This window comes from Microbulbifer regidiadema (SeqCode) (assembly GCF_052467605.1).
Genome location: NZ_CP174316.1, coordinates 443,694 through 464,283 on the forward strand (window position 1 = coordinate 443,694; position 20,590 = coordinate 464,283).

The window sequence follows — 20,590 nt, forward strand, 5'->3', positions numbered from 1 at the left end:
AGGGTTAACATGGGTGTTTACCTGCCGGCTGACAACCATGAAAAAGAGACTGCTCGCCATTTGGCTCTTCAGTACTGCTGTTCAAGCGGAGATCACCCTAGATCAACTTAAAGTGCCTGCGGGCTTTGAGTTGAGCTATTTTGCTGAAAATGTTGAGACCGCCCGCCAGTTGGCGCGCTCTGAGCGGGGAACTGTTTTTTCCGGTTCTTTCAGTGCGAAAAAAGTCTACGCCCTCAAAGATACTGATGGGGACGGTAAAGCGGATAAGCGCTGGCTGTTGATGGAAAACCTACAGGCACCCACGGGTATCGCGTATCGAAATGGTGACTTATATGTCGCAGATGTCGATAAAATTATTCGTTTTCCCGAGATTGATAAAAATTTGGATAAACCCAAATCTGAGATTGTCTACGATCAGTTTCCGACTGACAGGCATCACGGTTGGAAATTTCTCCGTTTTGATAAAGAGGGGCGGCTGATTGTTCCCGTCGGAGCCCCGTGTAATATCTGCGATGCCGATGAAAATTACTCAAAAATATTTTCCCTGGATTTGTCTGCCAAAGAGACCAAGGTTATTGCCAGCGGAGTGAGAAATTCAGTGGGCTTTGATTTCCACCCACAAACCCATGAACTGTGGTTTACGGACAATGGTCGCGACATGATGGGCGATGATATTCCCCCTTGTGAAATCAATAAGGTGAGTTATGCCGGGGAGCATTTTGGCTATCCCTATTTTCACGGAGATGATATTGCCGACCCGGAATTTGGCCGGGGCAAGAAAGCCGCTGACTATTCCAAGCCAAGGTTAAATCTTGGTGCTCATGTTGCACCTCTAGGAATACATTTTTATCGCGGTGAACAATTTCCCAAGGATTACCAGCAGAATCTTTTGGTTGCCGAGCACGGCTCCTGGAATCGAAGTAAAAAATCTGGTTACCGGGTGATGCTGGCAACGGTTGAAGATAATGAAATTACTGATTACCAGCCGTTGATTACAGGTTTTATGCAGAATGAAACCACCTACGGCCGTCCCGTGGCCTTTCTCGAAATGCCCGATGGCAGCATACTGGTTTCCGATGACTTCGCCCATAAGATCTACCGTTTAAGCTACAGTGGCTTTTGATCGATCATTCCTAATGAGTCCGGGCTGCCATTTGCGCAGCCTGTGTTGTTGCTAGACAGGGAAAGTACTGACGAGGTATGGATACCGCTTGCGCGCCTGTAGGAATGTATTCACAGTGTATCTCTAGTGCAGAGCAGGCTTTCTTTCTGGTCTGGTAGTAGGCATTGCAAAGTCTTTTATCTCGTCCCTGCAGAAGTAAATTTCTGTCAGGGGGCTCAGGCACTCTATCGTTACAGCTAATCTATCAATTTGGGCGCCACCGATAGGTTTCCTGTTGCTGTTTCCTTAAAAGAAGAAGCTGCCCCCGGGGGCTTGTGCTATGTCTATTGCAGAAAGAGCATAAATAAGGAGCTGGCGGTGGCACAAATAATTTCTAGTGAAATGTTTCTCCGCATAGTGCGCTGTATTTTATTCCTTCTTGTGAGTAGCTTCGCGAGTGCGACCGAGGAGGTGGCTGAGAGTTCCAATGCCCATTTGGAGCTGCGCTTTGCCGAGGCTGAGGTTGTCGCGCAGGTGGAGGTGACAAATGTGTATCGGGACGTAGATAGCGCATTATCTGAAGCGGGGATTACGGCGGTATCCGGCTATGTCTATTCTGCGGTTCCCAGTCAGGTGTGGAAGGGGCCTGTGGGAGGAGAGATTACCTTCCGCCTGGGGTTTGAGTCCTGTGATATAAAATTGGAGCAAGGTGAAAACTATCTGATCTTTGCCAGTTTGGATAGTTACGGGAGACTACATCTGAGGAGCTGTGAAGCGGTTATTGCCGAGTCCGATGCCTCTGCGATACTCGCCCAACTCAGTGAATTTATAAAACAGGGCTGAAGGAGAGGCCTCTTTTAACCCTATGTATTAGAACTTTCGGTTTTAACCGCTCTTTTCTTTACAGCAATCCAAACTGCTATAAGTCGGCACTCTTCCTTGAAGAACCCAGAAGGCGGGTTATTCTTATCAATGTTGGCGCGACCTTCCTTTACTTACGCTGCGGGTTTTTGAGCCGCGCAGCGTTGTAAACAGGCTGGAGTGTCAGGGTTTGGGATCATTATCGACAAGAGCGCATTGGCCTGTGCAGTGTAACCGGGTCGGCTTGGCGATGAATGCCTTCTTTTGATTTTGCCTGGGGTCGAGAGGTCCAAATATGAAGAGATTACTTATCCCCCTGATCATTTTACTGCTGATTATCGGTTACTTTATGTCCCGCAGCGGTGAGCGCAAAGCCCAGGAAGCTTACAACTCTATGGAGCAGGAGCAGAGTGGTGAGCAGATGAAGGATTCTTCTACTCCTCCCGGTGGGGAGGGCCGCAGTGATTCAATGGTTCCCTCCGATAGTGCGACTGACGGTACGGGCAGCTCCGATGTACCAATGCCCCAGGAACCAGCAGCCCCAGAGGCTGCTGGTGATTCTCCCGACGCTTCTACCTCTGGTGAGATTGACACCGGTACCGATGAGGGTATGGAAAGTAATACCGACCAGCAGCAATGATTCAGCGAGAGCGGGCAAAGAGAAAATTAAGGCCGCACAGAGGTGCGGCCTTATCTTATTCTTAAGGAGCCTCTGCATAATTCCGCAGATATTAGGCGCAAGCTCACCGCGAATGGCCGCAGTCCTTTACAAGTGCCGCAATGCAGCAGCTGTGGTCTTCAAGGTCCGCCCTGTGGGGCTTTCAGGGCGATCTGCACTCTGCCTTGTGACTTCTTGAGTGTCCTGCAAATGAGAACCGCTCTGAAAGCCAGAGGCATTACGGAATTATTCAGAGGCTCCTTAAAGTATGATCGAGCATGTCTGGTATCAAGAAGAGCGAATACTGGAGATCAAACCTATTGGAAAGCTGGCGGTTGAGGACTTCCAGTTATTGGCCGCGCAAATTGACCCTGTGATTAGCGAGCAGGGGAGGGTGGATGGCTTGCTGGTGGAGGCGGGGGACTTTGCTGGCTGGAAGAATTTCGTCGCGATGATCTCTCATTTTCGCTTTATCCGCGATCATCAGCGGCATATCCGGCGAATTGCGGTCGTCTCTGATAACCCTATTTTGCGTTTTATGCCCAGCCTCGCCTGTCACTTTATCAGCGCCGAGGTGCGCCCTTTTCCCGCAGAAGAGTCCCGCCAAGCCCTGGAATGGTTGCAAAAACCGAGTTAGCATCGCCTTCCTATTTTATGCGTACCTGGAGGACAGGTGATTCCATCGTTGGCCATTGTCGCTGCGGCACCAGAATATATTTCCGCAGCGGAAGAACTATCCGTTCAGCTAGATTTCCCTTTCCTGGGAGCGATTTCTCCCGCTGAAGTCACCGATTATCCCCAGGTGCTGTGTTTGGGGGAGCAGTTACAGTTATGTGCAACCGGGCGCAAGGCTGCGGGTCCGGTATGGGTCGATTTTGTCAGTGGGGCGCTCGCCCACCGGCGCAAATATGGGGGTGGTAAAGCCCAGCCGGTAGCGAAAGCGGTTGGATTGCGTTCAGGCTTTCACCCAAGGGTTCTCGATGCTACTGCCGGCTTGGGAAGAGATGCTTTTGTGCTGGCAGCACTGGGATGCGAGGTGCAGATGCTGGAGCGCAATCCGGTTGTTTTTCAGTTGCTGCAAGATGGAATACGCCGACTGCAACAGGCATCTTTGGGAGATGCTGAGCTGGCTGCGATTTCAGAGCGAATGAGTTTGGTGGATTGTTGTACAGCGGCTTCGGACTGGCTGGCCCAGCAAGCGGAGGCGTCCATCCCCGTTGTGTATCTGGACCCAATGTTTCCCGCTCGGGGAAAGGCTGCCAAGGTTAAGAAAGAGATGGTTGCCTTCCATCACCTGGTTGGCACCGATGAGGATGCAGATAGTCTGCTGGCACCAGCCTTTGCTGCCTGCTACTACCGCACAGTGGTAAAACGCCCTAAGCTCGCCCCCTATCTGGCGGATAAGAAACCCCACCTTTCACTGGAGGGCAAGTCCGGCCGCTTCGATATCTACACCAAGCACGGGGTTCCGGGCTGATCTTAGCTTTCTCTGAGTGTTTACGCTTCGCCAAGCCCTTTCTACAAAGGGCTGCGGCGGCACTAACGCCCGCCACCTAACTCGCCTTGGCAATACGCTGCACTTTTTATTGACCTGCAAAAAATTTCAGCTGGGGTGCGGCTTGCAAAAATAACGAAAAAATTCGAATAACCCCTCTTAAGACCTTGAAACTTTTTGAAGTTTCAAGAGGGGATATAATAATTTTACGGAGTGATTAATTGTTGGTTAGGTAAAAGTTAAACTATTTTCCAGTATAACTGTCGCCGAATTGCATTTCTTAGCCTTAACCCAATAAACAATAAAATTTGATTTGTGGGTTTGTATGAGTGCCTGATAAATTTTAGGGCTTTGGAAAAATAACACTGCGACATTTCCCGCATTGGCTTAAATAATTTGAGGTTGCTTGAGCTGTAGATCTCTTTGGGTGTTAAATTATTCTTTGCCAATTTTTCTTTTATTTTTTAGGTTTATTGGGTTGATTTTCTTGCCGGCAGAATCTTCTTTTCGCTAACAGGTCTGGCTTCGAGTCATGGAGGCGCCGAGAAAGTCTGGATTTTACCGGATGGGAGCAGGCTGGAGCCCGATTTTAATTGATCACTGTGAGTGATTTTTCCTAGAGGTGTGGCTGACAGGGAGGCGGTTATGGATTTGACAATTTCTATTTTGGGGCACGCGTTAACTGCGATCGCAGCACTTTTAGCAATACATGGCAATACGTGGGATGAGAGTCAGGTGGGGCTGAGAAGAATAACCAGGGTAGGAGGGGTAGCGGCCGGTGTAGCGGTTGTCGGTCTTGCGCTGTCTATCTTCCAGACGGTCGATAAGTATCAAGAAAAGGCCGCCTATAAGACGTATGCCCTGTCAAAAATAGAGAGAGGCTGGAGCAATCTGTTTGTTCCGTTTGAAGCGCTCCACTATCAAGTGACGGGAGTAAAGCCTAAAAAGGGTGAGCATGTAGAATTTGCACAGTTGGTATTGAAAAAAAATTTGCTAACAAGCTTTGATGAGGTGGATTTTGAAGCAGTGCATCGTTTTCCCAAATTTGGGACTGTAGGAAATATGGTTTGCTCGCAGACTTTATCGGGTATGGGCATGCTTACCCGATATGTCAAAGAATATTCAGATCATTTGGATTTAAAGCTCAAGACTGCGGTGGAGGAGTTGCAATCAATGGCTGCTTTTTCTACATTAATTCGATTTGGGGGTTGTCCAGGTATTCAAGGAAGGTCGATTAATGATCCAAGGCGCTACCAAGGACAGTTTGATACCCCGCAGATGCGGGCCTATATCAGAAAGTTGATTGATTTTCAAAAATCAATCGGCTAAAAAGTGAAAGATAAGTATAGGCCCGGCAAAGCGACAGGCTAGATCGCCTATTGTCTTGCTGGGCGTTATTGTGGCTGTCAATTAAACGGCTCGCCCTTGTTTTTTAAATATAGTAATCGCGCTAATCGTAAGTTCTTTGACTAAAGCTTCAAATTTTGTCACTGGCATATTTCTTGCTGGAGCAATATTGAATAGGTGCTCACTCACCTGGACAAGCTTCAAGCCATTTGGCGGGCGAATATGTGCAGAAAATCTACATACCCAGCCAGTCAGGGGAAGTTCGTTAATAGCCTCTCTGTCAAGGGCCTGAATCCCTTTTCCATTTGCTATGATTATCTGTTTATCATCGAGGTGGGTGGTATCAATGTCCTGTAGCCTTTTCACGGTTGAATTTGGATTTCTAAAGCTGTCAAGCTTTAAAAGTTCTTCGTAGGTGATATAGAGCTCTTTCCCAGGCATGTTGATCTCCTTCTCACAGTCATCAGCTCAAACATAGGTGTGAAATTTATGGGCTCTCCTAGGGTGGATCGCTGTTGTTCTCAGTGTCGACTAATCTAATTTTTATTCTAAGAGTCTCAATCAACTTCAGTTACTTAATCATATAAATAGAACGAGGGTTTGGGCAATATTTTAATTTCTTAAAAAGTACGGTGGGAAATTTCAGGTGACTCGTTGTGTAGAAAATTCACGAATGTGCCGTTAAGGCCAAAGTGTGTTACTTTTGACGGGCTGATTTTGGAAAATCTTTCTGCTGAGGTTGAAAACCTTAAGTTCCAGGTATTCCTCAGCCTTGATTTCCAAGAATAAGTGTAATAGACAAAATAGGCTGGTTGGTGGAGGTGGCGCCCCCTCCAGTCATAAGCCCCCTACTGCTAAAGTGCTAAATCAGCGATGTCAATTTTATGGCCTGAGAAAGGTCAAGCTTTCGCAGACACTTATTATGCTGTTGCCAAAGGGGCACCTATCAATGGTCACTTGATAGTTATGACGTAATAGTGATCCGTGAAGGTATCACCCTGGCAAATGTATAGGCTTGCGGCCCTTGGGTGTTAGTCAGTGCAGCAAGCTATGAAAATGCTTGATTGGGTACGACGATAACTTGGCATTGCTACCCAAAAAGTGAAGTCCATCACTGTTTTGGCAGGGGGCGTCGTGAAATGTTGTTAGTTATGGTTACAGTGCTGCACTGTATTTGTACTTACAGGTTTGGCAGGCGGGTGAGTACTTGCTAGCCACACGGCTATTTATTCTCATAGTCAATCTTAAAGATTAGATCAAATAGTTAGGCTTACAATAGCCTTGAGTTGTAGGGCTAAGAGGGTTTTTTGATCCTGCACCAGGATGGGGCTTGAAAAGTGCCCGTGAAAAACTTCATGTGGCCGAGCTTTTAGAATCATTCACAATAGGCAGGGGTTCGCGAGGATAGCTAAGAAGTTTCCGATAAATGAGTGCCTAGATCTGCCGTACAGCAAAAAACAGTGCTTTTCAAGTGGGACTCGGGTTTTCATGTGTTTTTATCTCTACTGTCACTATTTGATCCTCACATGTTACAGATTTCAGACACCTTGACCCTGGATCAGCAGATATTTTTCCGCTGAGTAGGTTGCTAAAATCGGGTAGTAGGTGTAAATGCTGGTTTTCTTTACGTCTCGATAGGGAGTTTCTCATAGCAGAATGGATGCTCTATCTTTGCTCTCCGTATCTTTACCTCTCTGTCTTCCACAGCTTGATTTGAAAGATGCCTTATATAGTTCTTGATGGTCTATCTGTGCCGATAGGTCGCTTTATTTCAAAATAGTACGGGTTGCTCTTGGGTTTGCCGTATATATGGATTGCACACTTTATTTTTGCTCTTAGCGGAATTAAAGCGGGACTCTATTTTCAGGGGGTGTTTATTAACCTCCTCAAGAGGGGCTTTACCGGATGAGTGAGCCTCAGGAAGTTGTAAAATTTAAAAGTATTTATCTCGCTTGGTGTTGAGTGGCTCAAAGTTAATCCGGCAAAGTTGGGTGTAGCTGTAATGATCCGGGTAAGAATTTATATCGTTGCAGTTTAGTATTCATAGAGTTGAATTTTTCAGAAAATTATGGATGAATAGGAGCAAGAATATATTTCACGATAGATTGGTAAGGTAGTACATTGAGTATAAAAATCAGGCACCAGGATGAAACTGATCATAAGGATTTGTTTGAGATACACAGTTTTACCTCTGTTAACGAGAATACCTCGCAATTACCCTTTCTAAGCCCGAGCAAAGTGGCCGGCTTCTTTTCTGACCCCAAAAACTATACCCTGGTTGCAGAACTGGATGCTAAGGTCGTTGGATATGTCACTCTTTTCCTAAGCCAAAAAGTCAGGGATAGGCATAGCGCTGTACTGGCGATTTCTGTGCATCCTGAGTTTCATAGGAAGGGGGTAGGTCGGCGGCTAATGCAAGAAGTACTGAATCAGGCGGACAACTGGTTAAATTTAATCCGCCTGGAGCTGGAAGTTCAAGTTGACAACAGTTCGGCGATAGCTCTTTATGAGCAGTCCGGTTTTCAGGTGGAGGGGACTAAGCGGCTTAGCACCTTCAAAGCGGGCCGTTATACGGATATATTATTGATGTCCCGGATTCACCCTGAATACTTGGCCAAGATATAGTGTGATTTTTGCAGACGCAGAGCAATGTTAGGTGCTTGGAAGATTTTGGTTTGCGGTGAGGAAATTCCACCTAATATCAGCAGATATTGGGTGGGCTTTACTGTGAGCAGTCCAAATTTTTTATGCAATACTTCGTATATTGAATAAGGGGGACATACCAACTTCCTCTGGGCGGAAAAGTAGCAGTGCCATTATCCCAGAACTCTTACAGAGACGAGAGATAGAAGATATATTACCCAGAAACCTGCAAGGACGTAGTGTGGATAGATTTACCATGAGGAAAATTATAATTCCATATGTTAATAATTTTTTCTTCGTCTTTTGTTTTTTCCAGACATCATTCTCCTACGCGCTAGGGCAGCAGGAAATTATCCGTGAGAACAAGAGGGAGGCATCAGTCGTGAGTAGTCAAAATGAAAATTGCAAGTCTAATAGTATTGTTACATCTAAACTTCTAATAAATTTTATACTGAATGACTTAGTTGCCAAGTATCCCGATAGTGGTGGTGGCGGTATAACCTCTATAAAAGAAGTGCTCACAAACACCTATGAAGTGTCTATTGCTCAGGAGGGGAGGGAAGATATATTGAGATACGAACTGGCTATTGATGAGGTATGTGGGGTAAAGCTTTTGAAGAAAACCGAATCAACGATTAATTATGGTCATTAGGCAGATTTTTCTCTGTGAGTTTTGATTTTGTCGTTAAAGAAAAATGATTGGGGTTGGCGGCTTATGGTCAGAGGGAGTGCGAGAAGGGCGCTTTTTAATCAGCAATGAAGTTATTCATCTGTATATTTGTACTGAAATAGAGGCATCCTGAACTTTGCCCATATGCCGCCCCCCAAAGAGTGGCCCTCCCCTGGCTGAGGGTAATAGCTTCGTAGAGGCAGCACTAAAAGCGGCGCGCAAGCGTGCTGGAAATCCTCATATTAGCTTGCCGCCCAGTGCAGAAAAATCACGCCAAGCCGCTAAAGATTAGTCATTTCTATAAGCGGAGCGAATAATGCCAGTGTAGCGTCCCATCGTGAAATAGCACTGGGTGTTTGGAAGCTTGGTATAGAGAGTTAAGTTTGCCTCGCGGGAGGATTATTATGAATTCTCTGGGGGCGTGAAGTCCTCGCTGAGCTGGTCCAGGGTAATTTCCCCAAATCGCGCAAGCAAAATACTTTCAGCCTGATTCATTGCATCTTTTAGGGTGCGGTTGACGGCCCGCTCAATCACGCAGTTGGCGTGCTCATCGGTTAGGCCTATGGTGAAAACAGAGCTATCTCCCAGGGCTTTATGGATATCCAGTAGTGTAATTGCACTTAAGGGCTTTGCGAGAGACCAGCCACCATTATGTCCTTTGCTGGATCGCACGTATCCCTGATCCCGCAGTAGGGCCATAGTTCTGCGAGCGACCACGGGATTGGTGAGTAGCATCGTGGCCATTTTTTCTGAGGTAACTGGCCTGTCGCTCATATTCAAGTGGATAAGGACATGAAGCGCCCGGGATAGTCGGCTGTCTTTACGCATAATTCACCTAGTCTCTGATTATGTAGCATATCATGAAATTTTTTCTGTTACGTGGGTTGTGCAGCCTTAAACCCTTATGTAACAATCATAGTTACATGATATCGGAGGGGTGACTATGGATACGGATGTACTGATCATCGGTGGTAGCTTTGCCGGTTTATCTGCCGCTATGCAACTTGTTCGCGGGCACCGTAAGGTTGTTGTGCTGGACGGGAATAAACCTCGAAATCGCTTTGCGCAAACTTCGCATGGCGTGTTCTGTCTGGATGGGAAGACGCCGGAAGAGATCCGTACAACGGCGTTATCCCAGCTAAATTCTTATTCGAGTTTTCAGCTGGTTGAAGATACTGCCGATAGCGTGGAGGTCCTGGAAGAGGGATTTGCGGTTATCAGTGCGCAAAGCAAAACCCCTTTTGTGGCAAAAAAGCTGATTCTTGCAACCGGTATTGCCGACCGGCTGCCAGATATTCCCGGGGTGAAGGAGCGCTGGGGTAGGAGTGTGATTCACTGTCCCTATTGCCACGGCTATGAACTGAGTGATCGCCCTTTAGGGGTGTTGGCGACTAGTGAGCTGTCTTTCCATCAAGCGGCGATGATCCCCGACTGGGGCGCTACCACCTTATTTACTCAGGGGCAATTTAATCCTGAAGGGGAGGTGCTCGATCACTTGCTGGCTCGAGGCGTGGTGCTGGAGGAAACCCCAATTGCCTATTTGCAAGGGGAGGGGGATAGTTTGGAGAGCGTTGTTCTGGAAAGTGGGCGCAAGGTAGTACTTGAGGGACTCTACGTGAGCCCCAAAGTGGAGTTGACGGCCCCTTTTGTCAGTCAGTTGGGGCTTGAGTTGGAAGAGTCATTTAGCGGGCGGATTGTGAAGGTCGATGACTTTAAGGAAACCTCTGTTAAGGGGGTATTTGCTGCGGGGGATATTTCCAATCCGCTGCAAAGCGCAACCTTTGCCATTGCATCCGGCACTATGGCTGGAGTTGGAGCCCATCGCTCGCTGATATTTAAATATTGATAGTTTAAAAGTTGCTGGTAGGAGGCCATCAATAGCGCTCAGCAATTTTTCCTATATGCCCAGCACTAGAAGTATGAATTACCTGGCCGATAAATGTCAGTTATTTCTATCAATGGTGAGGGGAGTGTCAGTGTACCCACTTAGCACAATATATCTGTAGCCTTCGAGGCTCGCTCTGCGGGGTTTTAGAGGCACCTTGATCCAGAGTAATCTCCCCAAATCGTGCAAACAAAACACTTTAATCCTATTTATTACTCCTTGAGTAGGCTGTGACTGTTTGCTTAACAATACATGAGTGTACTTGCCTGTTAGACCTGTGGTAAAAACTGGGTCATCTCCCGGGATTCTATGGATATCCAGTAGCATAAATGTCATTAAAGGCCGGCTACCATTGTGCCTTTTGTTAGCCTGTATGTGCTTAATGGCGCCGTGACTCTGCGGGTGATCGCAGGGGAGCAGCGCGGCCATTATTGCCGAGGCCCCCGGGTCTATCGGTCATATTTCAATGGAACAGGGCATGGAGCGCCCGGCTTCGTATTTTGTACAGCCATTAAAGTTACACAATATCGGAGAGGTGATTATGGATGCGGATGTATTGATCATTGGTGGTAGCTTTGCCGGTTTATCTGCGGCGATGCAGCTCGTTTGTGGGTGCCGCAAGGTTGTTATGCTGGAGACGAATAAAGCTTCGCATGGCTTTGCGCAAGTGTCCCATGGGGTGTTGGGTTTGGGGGGGGATACGCCGCAAGAGATCCACACAACAGCGTTATCCCAACTGAACTCTTATTCAAGTTTTCAGCTCGTTGAAGATGTTGCCAATAGTGTTGAGGTCCTGGAAGAGGGATTTGCGGTTATCAGTGCACAGAGTGATACCACTTTTATGGCAAAAAAGCTGATTCTTGCAACCGATATTGCCGACCGGCTGCCGGATATTCCCGGGATAAAGGAGCGTTGGGGCAGGAGTGTGATTTTCTATCCCGATAGCCATGGTTATGAGTTGAAAGGGCACCCTTTAGGGGTGTTGGCGACCAGTGATCTGTCTTTCCAGCAAGCGGTAATGATCCCAGAGTGGGGGGCCACGACCTTATTTACCCAGGGGCAGTTTCGCCCGGAGGAAGAGGTGCTCAATCACTTGCTGGCTCGGGGGGTGAGGCTGGAAGAAACCCCGATTGCCTATTTGCAAGGCGAGGGGGATAGTTTGGGAGGGGTTATTTTAGATGACGGCCGCAAGCTAACACTTGAGGGGCTCTACGTAAGTCCTAAAGCGGGGTTGGCACAGTCCTTTGTCAGCCAGCTGGGGCTGGAGTTGGAGGCGTCATTCCACGGGCAGGTCGTTAAAGTTAATGGTTTTAAGGAAACCTCGGTAAAGGGGGTATTCGCAGCCGGCGATATCTCCAATTCGGTGCAAGATGAGGCTTTAGCTATTGTATCCGGTGCCATGGCCGGGGTTGGGGCTCATCGCTCGCTGATATCGAAGCGCTGACGGTTTAATAATTGGTGCAATATCATCGATGCCATTGTGCCTGGCCCTATAAGGCATGGGGTCTATTCGAGCTTGCGGAGGTGTATTGAGCGAGTACCGCCTCTCCTCTGATCCGCTAAAGTGGCAGGAGCACCATTGGCTCCTGCCGAATCAATCAGCAGTTCACTGCGTTTACGGCCAGTCCGCCGAGAGAGGTCTCTTTGTATTTGCTCTGCATATCGATACCGGTTTGGCGCATGGTTTCGATCACGCTGTCCAGCGGTACGATATGGGCGCCATCACCGCGCAGGGCCAGGCGCGCGCCGTTAATGGCTTTTACCGCACCCATGGTGTTGCGCTCGATACAGGGGACCTGCACCAGTCCGCCGATGGGATCGCAGGTTAGGCCGAGGTTGTGCTCCATACCAATCTCCGCAGCGTTTTCGATCTGCTGATTGGTGCCCCCCTCTACGGCTGCCAAACCGGCGGAGGCCATGGAACAGGCTACGCCAATCTCTCCCTGGCAGCCCACTTCAGCCGCAGAAATAGAGGCGTTCTTTTTAAACAGCATACCGATAGCGCCGGCGGTGAGCAGGAATTTCACTACCTGATCTTTCAGTTCACCGTGGATTTTGCTGTCGTGTACAAACTCTACGTAGTAGGCGATAACGGCGGGAATGACCCCGGCAGCACCGTTGGTAGGCGCGGTGACGATGCGCCCGCGCGCGGCATTTTCTTCATTTACCGCCAGGGCAAAAAGGCTGACCCAGTCGAGAATCGCGAGGCCGTGGTTGCGCTCCTCCGGGCTCTGCTTGCTCAACTCCCGGTAGAGTTCTGCGGCGCGGCGGCGCACATTCAAGCCACCGGGTAAAATGCCGTGCTGCTGGCAGCCCCGCTCAATGGAGGCGTCCATCACTTTCCAGATATTCCACAGGCGGTCTTTGACTTCCTGCTCACTGCGGAAAGCTTTTTCATTTTCCATGGCCAGCTCGGCGATGCTCCAATCGTGCTGATCACAGATCTGCATCAGCTGTTCCCCGTTGCTGAAGTCATACGGCAGTAGGGTGGCGATCTCCTCTTTGTGGGCAAAGTCCTCCTCGGAGAGCACAAAGCCGCCGCCGATGGAGAAGTAGCTGCGTTCAAATAGCAATTCCTCGCCGGAATAGGCCTGGCAGGTCATGCCGTTGGAGTGCTGGGGAAGGAACTCTTCCATATGGAAAATCAGGTCGCGCTCGCGAATAAACTCTATGTTGTGGTCACCGCTCAACAGTAGGGTACGCGCGCTGTGGATATGCGCCATTTTCTCTTCGATAGCATCCACATCGATCGTGTCAGGGGAGTGACCTAGCAGTCCCATCAGTACCGCCATATCGGTGCCGTGGCCGACTCCGGTTAGCGCCAGTGAACCGTACAGGTGGACCTGTACGCGATCTGTGCGGGAAAGTTGATCTCGGCCCAATAAATCCCGCACGAATTGACGGGCAGCGACCATGGGGCCGACAGTGTGGGAACTGGAGGGGCCGACCCCGATCTTGAAGAGCTCGAATACGCTAATACTCATAAATATTCTCTGCGCTGGGCTGCATCCTGCGGCAGCCCTCCCTAAAGGATATAGTTGCACTATTTAGGGGCGCACTTTGCCTCATGAGTCCCAACAATCAAGATGGTGGCCCCCATTCCGTACAAAATTCTATCGCAGATCAATTTTGCGGAATTTATGAGGTCCCAGGCAAGAAGTGTAAGAGAAGTTACGGCGCTTCCGCGACCAAAACCGCCCTTTTGGGCGCAGGGTGACCCTCTACGGTTTTATCCGGCGACTCTGGGTCGAGAAAATCCGCCAGGGATTCGAAATGCATCCAGTCGGTACGGCGCTGCTCCCCCAGATTGGTGGCATTTAGGTCTACGGTTCTGGGGTTGCGGAAACCGCATTTGCGCAGCCAGCTCTCCAGGGTGGCACAGCTGGGGAAGAACCATACATTGCGCATTTTTGCATAGCGGTCTTCGGGTACCAGGCAGTCGCCCAGTCCGCCGTCGATAACCAGGGTCTCCAGCACCAGCTGGCCGCCGGGGCGCAGGGTTTCGCGTAGTTCGCGCAGGTGATCCATGGGCGAGCGGCGGTGATAGAGGACTCCCATGGAGAAAGTGGTGTCGAAAGCGCGCAGGTTGGCCGGCAGCGCTTCAATACCCAGGGGCAGCAGGTCTACCGGCGCCTCCTGGCCCAGGTATTTTTTCAGGGCGTAAAACTGTGCGACAAATTTGACCGAGGGATCTATGCCGATGACCCGGCGCGCGCCGGCGCCGTAAGATCGCCAGCAGTGGTAGCCATTGCCACAACCCACATCCAGCACCAGTCGATTTTCCAGTGGCGCCAAGTGCGGCAATACCCTGTCCCACTTCCAGTCGGAGCGCCACTCGGTGTCGATATGCAGCCCGAACAGCTCCCAGGGGCCTTTGCGCCAGGGGTGTAACTTGCGCAGCTCCCGTTCCAGGGCTTCAAGTTGTTCCGGGCTGGCGTCGGCCGGACTGCCCGCACAAACTTTGCTGGCAAATTCGACAGAGGAGGGGGTGATTTCCGGTAGGGCTTCCACTGCCGCGCGCCAGTCGGGCAGATCGCCCCAGCGATGCGGACTCAGGTTTTCAGCGACTTGTGTCGGCAACTGGGCCAGCCAGGTGCGCAGGGCGGGCACGTGTTGTAGGCCCTGGTAGAGTTGGGTGTAGTCGATCACGGGTACTTACTTTTCCGGCGCGCCTTTGATGGCGATTAAAGAGGCAAAATTAAAACACTGGAACCAGACATCGACACTGGTAAAGCCGACGTTTTTCAGCCGTGCGCGGTGGGTATCCAGGGTTTCCGGAATTAATACATTTTCCAGCGCGGAACGCTTCTGGGCGATTTCCAGTGCGCTATAGCCGTTGGCGGCTTTAAAGGAGTGGTGCAGTTCGATCATCAGCTCGTTGTGGGCTTTATCGGCGAAGTCCACTTTTTCAGAAATAATCAGAATGCCGCCGGGACGCAGGCCATCGTGGATTTTCTGTAGGATTTCCTCGCGCTCTTCCACCGGAATAAATTGCAGGGTGAAGTTGAGTACCACGACCGAGGCGTTTTCAATGGTGACGTTTTGCAGGTTGTCGCAGATAAGTTGTACGGGAACTTCACCGCTATCGGCTTCGAGCACTGTGCGTGCCTGGTCGACCATGGCCTTCGAATTGTCTACGGCGACGATCTCACAGTCGGCGGCGGGGATGCGATGGCGCATGGCCAGGGTTGCCGCGCACAGGGAACTGCCCAGGTCATAGCAGCGGCTTCCAGCTTGGGCGTAGCGCTCTGCCAGGGTGCCGATCATGGCCACAATCGTGGTGTAGCCGGGCACTGAGCGCTTGATCATATCGGGGAAAACTTGCACCACTTGGCGATCGAACTCGAAGCCGGCTACCTGGCCCAGTGGGTTTGCATAAATATTGTCGTGTTTACTCATTGGAACTTCGCTAGAGGATAACGGCGATACAGCGGCGCCGGTTTTTGTCCGGCGCCGCAGAGTTTCCCCGGAAGAGTTACTGCCGGGGAATAGATGGGCCCGGGTTAGAGCTTTTCTTCCTTCAAGTTGAGTTTGGCTGCCGCTTCGCTACCTTGGGGGCCGGTAACAATGGCGGTGCTGGCCTTGCTCGGGTCCAGGTAGGTGGCGCCCACCCGTTGCAGATCTGCCAGGGTAACTTCGGTGACCTGTTTGCGGAATTGCTGGCGCGCCGCGTGGGTGCGTCCGTACAGGCCCGAGTGGAAGTTCTTCTTGGCTTCACCAGCGGGGGAGCCGGGCTTATCCAGGCCGCCGACGACACCGAGAATTGCCTCTTCCACTTGCTCTTCCTTGTGCTTCTCTTCGGCCAGCCACTTCAGGGATGCATCGAAGTCTTCCAGGGTTTCACCCATACGCGGATCGCGGTAGGAGTAGAAGCGGAATACGCCGATATTGCTGTCGTGGCCAGCGCCGCCGCCGTAGGCGCCGCCCTGTTCTCGGATGGTGCGATGCAGGAAGCCGTTGCGCAGGAAACCACTCAAAACCGATAGCGGTGCCGCGTCCGGGTGGGACATAGGCACAGTGGCATAGGCTTTGGCACAGAAGTTTACCTGGCTGTTGGCAACCCAGAGTTCCTCGATCTGCTTGCGTTCGAAGGGCGCGGCGGGATCGGCAGGGGCAGTGCTGGGAGTGGAGGTCAGCGGCAGCAGTGTCTGGCTGAAATCGCCAATTTTCTCCTCTTCACCTATCAGCAGGAACTGGCGCGGTGCGGCGAGGATTTTCTGGTGGATAGCCTGGAAGTGGTTGGACAGGTCTTGCAGGCCGTCCTCTTTTTCCAGCCCGGCCACCAGGGCGCGTAGGTTGCGTAAACCCAGCAGGCCACCGCTGGCATGGCTCTCCCAGGCCGCGCGGTTGTAGCCGGCACTGGCAGCAGCCATAGCGAGGGCGTGGCCGTTGCCGACAACGCCCTGTTCGCGGCGGGCAAGGGTTTGCAGGAGCAGTTCCTTGATGCGGGCGTGTTCGTCAAAACGCACCTGCTCCATGGTGGCTTGCATCAGTTCGGTGAGGCCGCCCTGATTGCGAGCCAGTGCTTTACCAGACAGGATAAAGTGGCCGGACAAGTGATCCAGGTTGTCGATAGCAGTGCGGCTGCTGGTGAAGCCGTGCAGGGCGCCCACCACGCTGGTCTGCCACTGCTGGACTTCCAGGTAGTCTTTTTCACCCAGGCCGACTTCACTCAGCACCTGGCAGTAGTAGGGCAGCAGTTGCTTTTCGGTTTCGCTGAATTCCGGCAGTGCGCAGACCATTTGCTGGTAGACCAGGCCGTTGGTGCCCGCGCTGTAGCGGGTCAACTTCTGTGGGCCCAACTCTACTGCTTCGCCTTCGGTATCCGGCAGTTCTGCGGGAATATCTTCCACGCCGACTTTGGGCAGGATTGAGGCGTCGTCCTCGCGGTTTTGTCGGTCGGTCAGGGCTTTGGCGGTTTCGACAATTTGCGCTTTTTCTTTGTCGCTGAGAGCAGCTTTGATTTCTGCCAGCTGGTCTTTCTCCGCCTGCTCGCGGCGTGCGGCCAGCTGCTCATCGGGGCTCAGTACCAGGCGCACGCGGTGCTGGTTTTCCAGCAGGAGTTCGCGGGCCTTGTTGGCGATAAATTTTGGATCTTTGATCTGCTCGCGCAGGCGCTCCAGGGTGGCATCGATATTCAGCAGGCCGATGGCATCGCCACGGTGGGTGGCACCGGTCAGCGCGGTGAGAATCAGCTGTAAGCCGAACGGGTAACCGTCGCCACCGATTTCCCGCTGCTGTAATTCCAGTTGGTGCAAGCTGGCTTCCACCTGCTCGTAGGGGATGCCGTTTTCTGCCACGTCCTTCAGTACAGCGAGAACCTGCTGTTCCAGTTCGTCGGCACTCTCGCGCTCGCTGCCCTCAATACCGCAGACAAACACCAGCTCGCGCTGGGAATCGTCCAGGCCCACCAGCGGCGAGGGGGAGGTGCCCAGGTCGGTGGTTTCGAGCAGCTTCATCAGCGGTGAGGCGCTGTTGTCCAGCAGTACGCCGGCGAGCAGGTGTGCGGTCAGGGCTTCTTCAAGATCGGTGACATCACCCAGCAGCCAGCTCAATACGATATGGGTCTTGGCCTTCAGGGGCTCGCCATTTAACGGGTAGTGCTCTTCGACTTTCAGCGGTGCCTGGTAGCGATCTTCGCGCCCGACGGAAATGGTTTTATCCAGTTTCTCGAACTTGTGCAGCGCTTTTTCTTCAAACGCGGCTTGGTGTTCTGCGGCGGGGATATCACCGAAGGTCATAAAGGTGGCGTTGCTGGGGTGGTAGTGGCTGCGGTAGAAGGCCACCAACTGCTCGTAACTCAGCTTGGGAATATCGCTGGGCTCGCCACCGGAGTTGTAGTGATAGGTGGTGGTGGGGAACAGGTACTTGCTCAGGGTGTGCCACAATTGTGAGGTGACAGAGCTCATGGCCCCCTTCATTTCGTTGAACACTACGCCTTTGTAGACGAGTTCGCTGCTCACATTATCCGCTTCGGCGAATTCCAGGCGATGGCCTTCCTGGGCAAAGTCCAGCGGGTCCAGGCGCGCAAAAAATACCGCATCCAGGTAGACGTCGAGCAGATTGTCGAAATCCTTGCGATTCTGGCTGGCAAACGGATAGGCAGTCCAATCTGAACTGGTGAAGGCGTTCATAAAGGTGTTGAGTGAGCGCCGGATCATCATAAAGAAGGGGTCGCGCACCGGGTACTTGTCACTGCCACACAGGGCGGTGTGTTCAAGAATATGGGCGACACCGGTGGAGTCTTCGGGCACGGTGCGCAGGGCGACAAGGAAAACATTTTCCGAGTTGTCTGCGGCGATGTGCAGGTGCTGGGCACCGGTAGTAATGTGTCGGTATTCCTCGACGCGCACGCCGAGAGAATCAATATCTGCGCTGGTAACCAGTTCAAATGCAGGATGTGAGTTGCTCAAAAGACAGCTCCCTGGAGTTATATGAATTTTCTGGCCGGCCACTGCTGCCGGCGAAAGGGCGCTATTCTACCGCTTGCACACACCGGAAAGACAGTGTTGACAAGGATGCCAGTAGGGCGAAGACTCCGCTTGCCGAACCTACGGCATAAATGTAGACGAACACGGAGATTTTAGAGGTTGTCCTGGTTGGATATTGCCAGTGTTACTGGTTTTTTTATCACCTGGGTGGGTTACACCGTATTTGCGCGAAAAAAAGCCAAAGAAACCTGGTGTCTAACATCATCACTTCAGTGGTACCGAGTTGAGTGGATGATGCGTATGCTCGATAGAGATATGCGCATGGCTGACACAGCTATTCTCAGCAACCTGGAGCGGGTGATTGGTTTTTTCGCCTCCACGAGCATTCTAATCCTGGCGGGTCTGGTAACGGCTTTGACGGCGAACAAGGCCGCCATTGAAGTACTCACCAGCTTGCCTTTTGCGGAGCCCACCACCGTTGAGCAGTTTGAACTCAAGGTGATGTTACTGGTCCTGATTTTCATCTTTGCCTTTTTCAATTTTACCTGGTCGTTGCGCCAGTACTCCTTCGCCAATGTCCTGATTGGGGCCGCGCCACCGCCGGAGGCTGAGGGGATATCGGAAGAGGAGCGGCGCCGTTTTGCCATCAGCACCGCCAAAGTGATCGACCATGCGGGCCACAGCTACAACTACGGCCTGCGCTCCTATTACTTCTCAATGTCAGTGTTGGGTTGGTTTATCCATCCACTGCTGTTTATTGCCGGTTACCTGTTTGTTGTCTGTGTTTTATACCGGCGGGAGTTTTTGTCCCGCGCACTGAATTCAATTTTGGCCGCCCGTGGTGGGGACTTGGAGCGCCAGCAGAGGAAGAAATCCGATGGAACATCGTGAAATCCTGGCGGCTTTTGATGGGGTTGCTGAGGCTCGCAGTTGGCAGTCACTGCACACACCCAAAAATCTGACTATGGCGCTATCAGTGGAAGTGGCTGAGCTGGGGCGACACTTTCAGTGGTGCAGTGATACGGAAATCTGTGATTTGATGGCCGGCGATAAGGCCGCTCAGATCGCCGCCGAGCTGGCGGATATCCAGATGTACCTGAGCAAGTTGGCCGCAGTACTCGGGGTCGATATGGATGTAGCGTTGCAGCGTAAATTTGCCGAGAACCGCCGCCGTTGTGCAGAGGCTTTGCAAGGCGAGGATTCCAATGGCTGACAGTCCGTATCAAGATCGCAACTTTGATGATCTCGCCCACCGTTTTCGCAAGCGTATCTACGGTGGCCTCAAGGGGGATATTCGCCTGGCGGTCCTCAACCGGGACTTGGCCCCTTTGTTGGAGAGCGAACAGCGCAGCCTAAAAATCGTTGATGCTGGGGGTGGTCAGGGGCACTTTGCCATGGATTTGGCTGAGGCGGGGCACGAGGTTTTCCTCGCCGATATCTCCGCACAAATGCTTGAGCACGCCGCTGCGGAAATTCACCAGCGCCATTTGCACAAGCAGATGACCCTGCTGCACAAGCCTTTGCAAGAGCTGCCGCAGGTGGAGGCGCTGCGCGATGCCGATTTGGTTATTTGCCACGCGGTACTGGAGTGGTTGGAGCAGCCACAGCAGGCATTGCAACAGCTGCGCGCGCTGCTAAAGCCCGGTGGCCACCTGTCGCTGACCTTCTACAACCGCCGCGCACTGGAGTTTCGCCTGTTGCAGCGCGGTAGCTTTCGCCAATTGGAGCGCAATATTGACGGAGATTACTGGGGAGGGCACCCAGGTAGTTTGACCCCGCAGAACCCACTTTTACCGGAGTGGGTAGACGAATGGTTGACTGAGGCGGGTTTTTCTGTGGTTTGTCACAGCGGCATCCGCTGCTTTCACGATTTTATGACGCCCTCAATTCGGGAAAAGTTGCCGGCATCGGCGATTGTGGCAAAAGAGCTTGAATACTCCCAGGTGGACCCCTATCGGCAGTTGGCCAGGTATATCCACCTGCTTTGTAAGGTTTAAC

Annotated in this window: 19 protein-coding genes; 13 read left to right on the forward strand and 6 right to left on the reverse strand. The window is 51.5% G+C overall.

Features of this window, described 5'->3' with window-relative positions:
* The first annotated feature begins 37 nt into the window (after positions 1 to 37).
* The 6 genes from ACJJIF_RS02755 (at position 38) to ACJJIF_RS02780 (ending at position 5,445) form a co-directional block, all read left to right on the forward strand.
* Positions 38 to 1,123: a PQQ-dependent sugar dehydrogenase gene (locus ACJJIF_RS02755; protein ID WP_444930716.1), complete on the forward strand. Its 1,086-nt coding sequence runs from the start codon at positions 38 to 40 to the stop codon at positions 1,121 to 1,123.
* 357 nt (positions 1,124 to 1,480) lie between these two features.
* On the forward strand, positions 1,481 to 1,945 hold the full coding sequence (locus ACJJIF_RS02760) for a netrin-like domain-containing protein (RefSeq protein WP_444930717.1): 465 nt from the start codon (positions 1,481 to 1,483) through the stop codon (positions 1,943 to 1,945).
* Positions 1,946 to 2,258: 313 nt separating this feature from the next.
* Entirely contained in the window at positions 2,259 to 2,603 is a 345-nt protein-coding gene (locus tag ACJJIF_RS02765) for a hypothetical protein (RefSeq protein WP_444930718.1), read from the forward strand.
* 286 nt (positions 2,604 to 2,889) lie between these two features.
* Positions 2,890 to 3,258, forward strand: coding sequence for a SpoIIAA family protein (locus tag ACJJIF_RS02770; protein ID WP_444930719.1), 369 nt, complete (start codon positions 2,890 to 2,892; stop codon positions 3,256 to 3,258).
* A 36-nt stretch (positions 3,259 to 3,294) separates the two neighbouring features.
* Positions 3,295 to 4,098, forward strand: coding sequence for a class I SAM-dependent methyltransferase (locus ACJJIF_RS02775; protein WP_444930720.1), 804 nt, complete (start codon positions 3,295 to 3,297; stop codon positions 4,096 to 4,098).
* 663 nt (positions 4,099 to 4,761) lie between these two features.
* Positions 4,762 to 5,445, forward strand: coding sequence for a hypothetical protein (locus ACJJIF_RS02780; protein WP_444930721.1), 684 nt, complete (start codon positions 4,762 to 4,764; stop codon positions 5,443 to 5,445).
* An 81-nt stretch (positions 5,446 to 5,526) separates the two neighbouring features.
* Here ACJJIF_RS02780 and ACJJIF_RS02785 read toward each other — a convergent pair whose 3' ends face one another.
* The gene (locus tag ACJJIF_RS02785; protein WP_444930722.1) at positions 5,527 to 5,904 is read right to left on the reverse strand and encodes a hypothetical protein; all 378 of its coding nucleotides are present in this window, start codon (positions 5,902 to 5,904) and stop codon (positions 5,527 to 5,529) included.
* Between the two features lie 1,680 nt (positions 5,905 to 7,584).
* On the opposite strand from ACJJIF_RS02785, the gene ACJJIF_RS02790 reads away from it, so the two are divergent.
* Both ACJJIF_RS02790 and ACJJIF_RS02795 read left to right on the forward strand, forming a co-directional pair.
* The gene (locus ACJJIF_RS02790; RefSeq protein ID WP_444930723.1) at positions 7,585 to 8,088 is read left to right on the forward strand and encodes a GNAT family N-acetyltransferase; all 504 of its coding nucleotides are present in this window, start codon (positions 7,585 to 7,587) and stop codon (positions 8,086 to 8,088) included.
* A 259-nt stretch (positions 8,089 to 8,347) separates the two neighbouring features.
* Positions 8,348 to 8,758, forward strand: coding sequence for a hypothetical protein (locus tag ACJJIF_RS02795; RefSeq protein ID WP_444930724.1), 411 nt, complete (start codon positions 8,348 to 8,350; stop codon positions 8,756 to 8,758).
* A gap of 420 nt (positions 8,759 to 9,178) precedes the next feature.
* On the opposite strand, the gene ACJJIF_RS02800 is transcribed toward ACJJIF_RS02795, so the two are convergent.
* Complete coding sequence (locus ACJJIF_RS02800) at positions 9,179 to 9,604, reverse strand: Rrf2 family transcriptional regulator (protein ID WP_444930725.1); 426 nt, start codon at positions 9,602 to 9,604, stop codon at positions 9,179 to 9,181.
* A gap of 115 nt (positions 9,605 to 9,719) precedes the next feature.
* Between ACJJIF_RS02800 and ACJJIF_RS02805 the strand changes: the two genes are divergently transcribed.
* Both ACJJIF_RS02805 and ACJJIF_RS02810 read left to right on the forward strand, forming a co-directional pair.
* Positions 9,720 to 10,622: an NAD(P)/FAD-dependent oxidoreductase gene (locus ACJJIF_RS02805; RefSeq protein ID WP_444930726.1), complete on the forward strand. Its 903-nt coding sequence runs from the start codon at positions 9,720 to 9,722 to the stop codon at positions 10,620 to 10,622.
* 517 nt (positions 10,623 to 11,139) lie between these two features.
* Positions 11,140 to 12,105: an NAD(P)/FAD-dependent oxidoreductase gene (locus ACJJIF_RS02810; protein ID WP_444930727.1), complete on the forward strand. Its 966-nt coding sequence runs from the start codon at positions 11,140 to 11,142 to the stop codon at positions 12,103 to 12,105.
* A gap of 154 nt (positions 12,106 to 12,259) precedes the next feature.
* On the opposite strand, the gene ACJJIF_RS02815 is transcribed toward ACJJIF_RS02810, so the two are convergent.
* The 4 genes from ACJJIF_RS02815 to ACJJIF_RS02830 form a co-directional block, all read right to left on the reverse strand.
* Positions 12,260 to 13,645 carry an L-serine ammonia-lyase gene (locus ACJJIF_RS02815; protein WP_444930728.1) on the reverse strand — a complete coding sequence of 462 codons (1,386 nt, stop codon included), beginning with the start codon at positions 13,643 to 13,645 and terminating at the stop codon, positions 12,260 to 12,262.
* Between the two features lie 187 nt (positions 13,646 to 13,832).
* Entirely contained in the window at positions 13,833 to 14,810 is a 978-nt protein-coding gene (gene cmoB / locus ACJJIF_RS02820; RefSeq protein WP_444930729.1) for a tRNA 5-methoxyuridine(34)/uridine 5-oxyacetic acid(34) synthase CmoB, read from the reverse strand.
* A 6-nt stretch (positions 14,811 to 14,816) separates the two neighbouring features.
* Positions 14,817 to 15,560, reverse strand: coding sequence for a carboxy-S-adenosyl-L-methionine synthase CmoA (gene cmoA / locus ACJJIF_RS02825; protein ID WP_444930730.1), 744 nt, complete (start codon positions 15,558 to 15,560; stop codon positions 14,817 to 14,819).
* Positions 15,561 to 15,664: 104 nt separating this feature from the next.
* A complete protein-coding gene (locus ACJJIF_RS02830) occupies positions 15,665 to 18,574 on the reverse strand; it encodes an insulinase family protein (protein WP_444930731.1) in 2,910 nt (969 codons plus the stop codon).
* Between the two features lie 177 nt (positions 18,575 to 18,751).
* Between ACJJIF_RS02830 and ACJJIF_RS02835 the strand changes: the two genes are divergently transcribed.
* Genes ACJJIF_RS02835 through ACJJIF_RS02845 form a run of 3 tightly spaced genes read left to right on the forward strand, consistent with a single transcriptional unit; the run spans position 18,752 to position 20,589 of the window.
* Complete coding sequence (locus ACJJIF_RS02835; RefSeq protein ID WP_444930732.1) at positions 18,752 to 19,483, forward strand: DUF599 domain-containing protein; 732 nt, start codon at positions 18,752 to 18,754, stop codon at positions 19,481 to 19,483.
* Positions 19,470 to 19,805: a nucleotide pyrophosphohydrolase gene (locus ACJJIF_RS02840; protein WP_444930733.1), complete on the forward strand. Its 336-nt coding sequence runs from the start codon at positions 19,470 to 19,472 to the stop codon at positions 19,803 to 19,805. Before ACJJIF_RS02835 ends, ACJJIF_RS02840 begins: the two co-directional genes overlap by 14 nt.
* Entirely contained in the window at positions 19,798 to 20,589 is a 792-nt protein-coding gene (locus ACJJIF_RS02845; protein WP_444930734.1) for a methyltransferase, read from the forward strand. Before ACJJIF_RS02840 ends, ACJJIF_RS02845 begins: the two co-directional genes overlap by 8 nt.
* Position 20,590 lies beyond the last annotated feature (1 nt).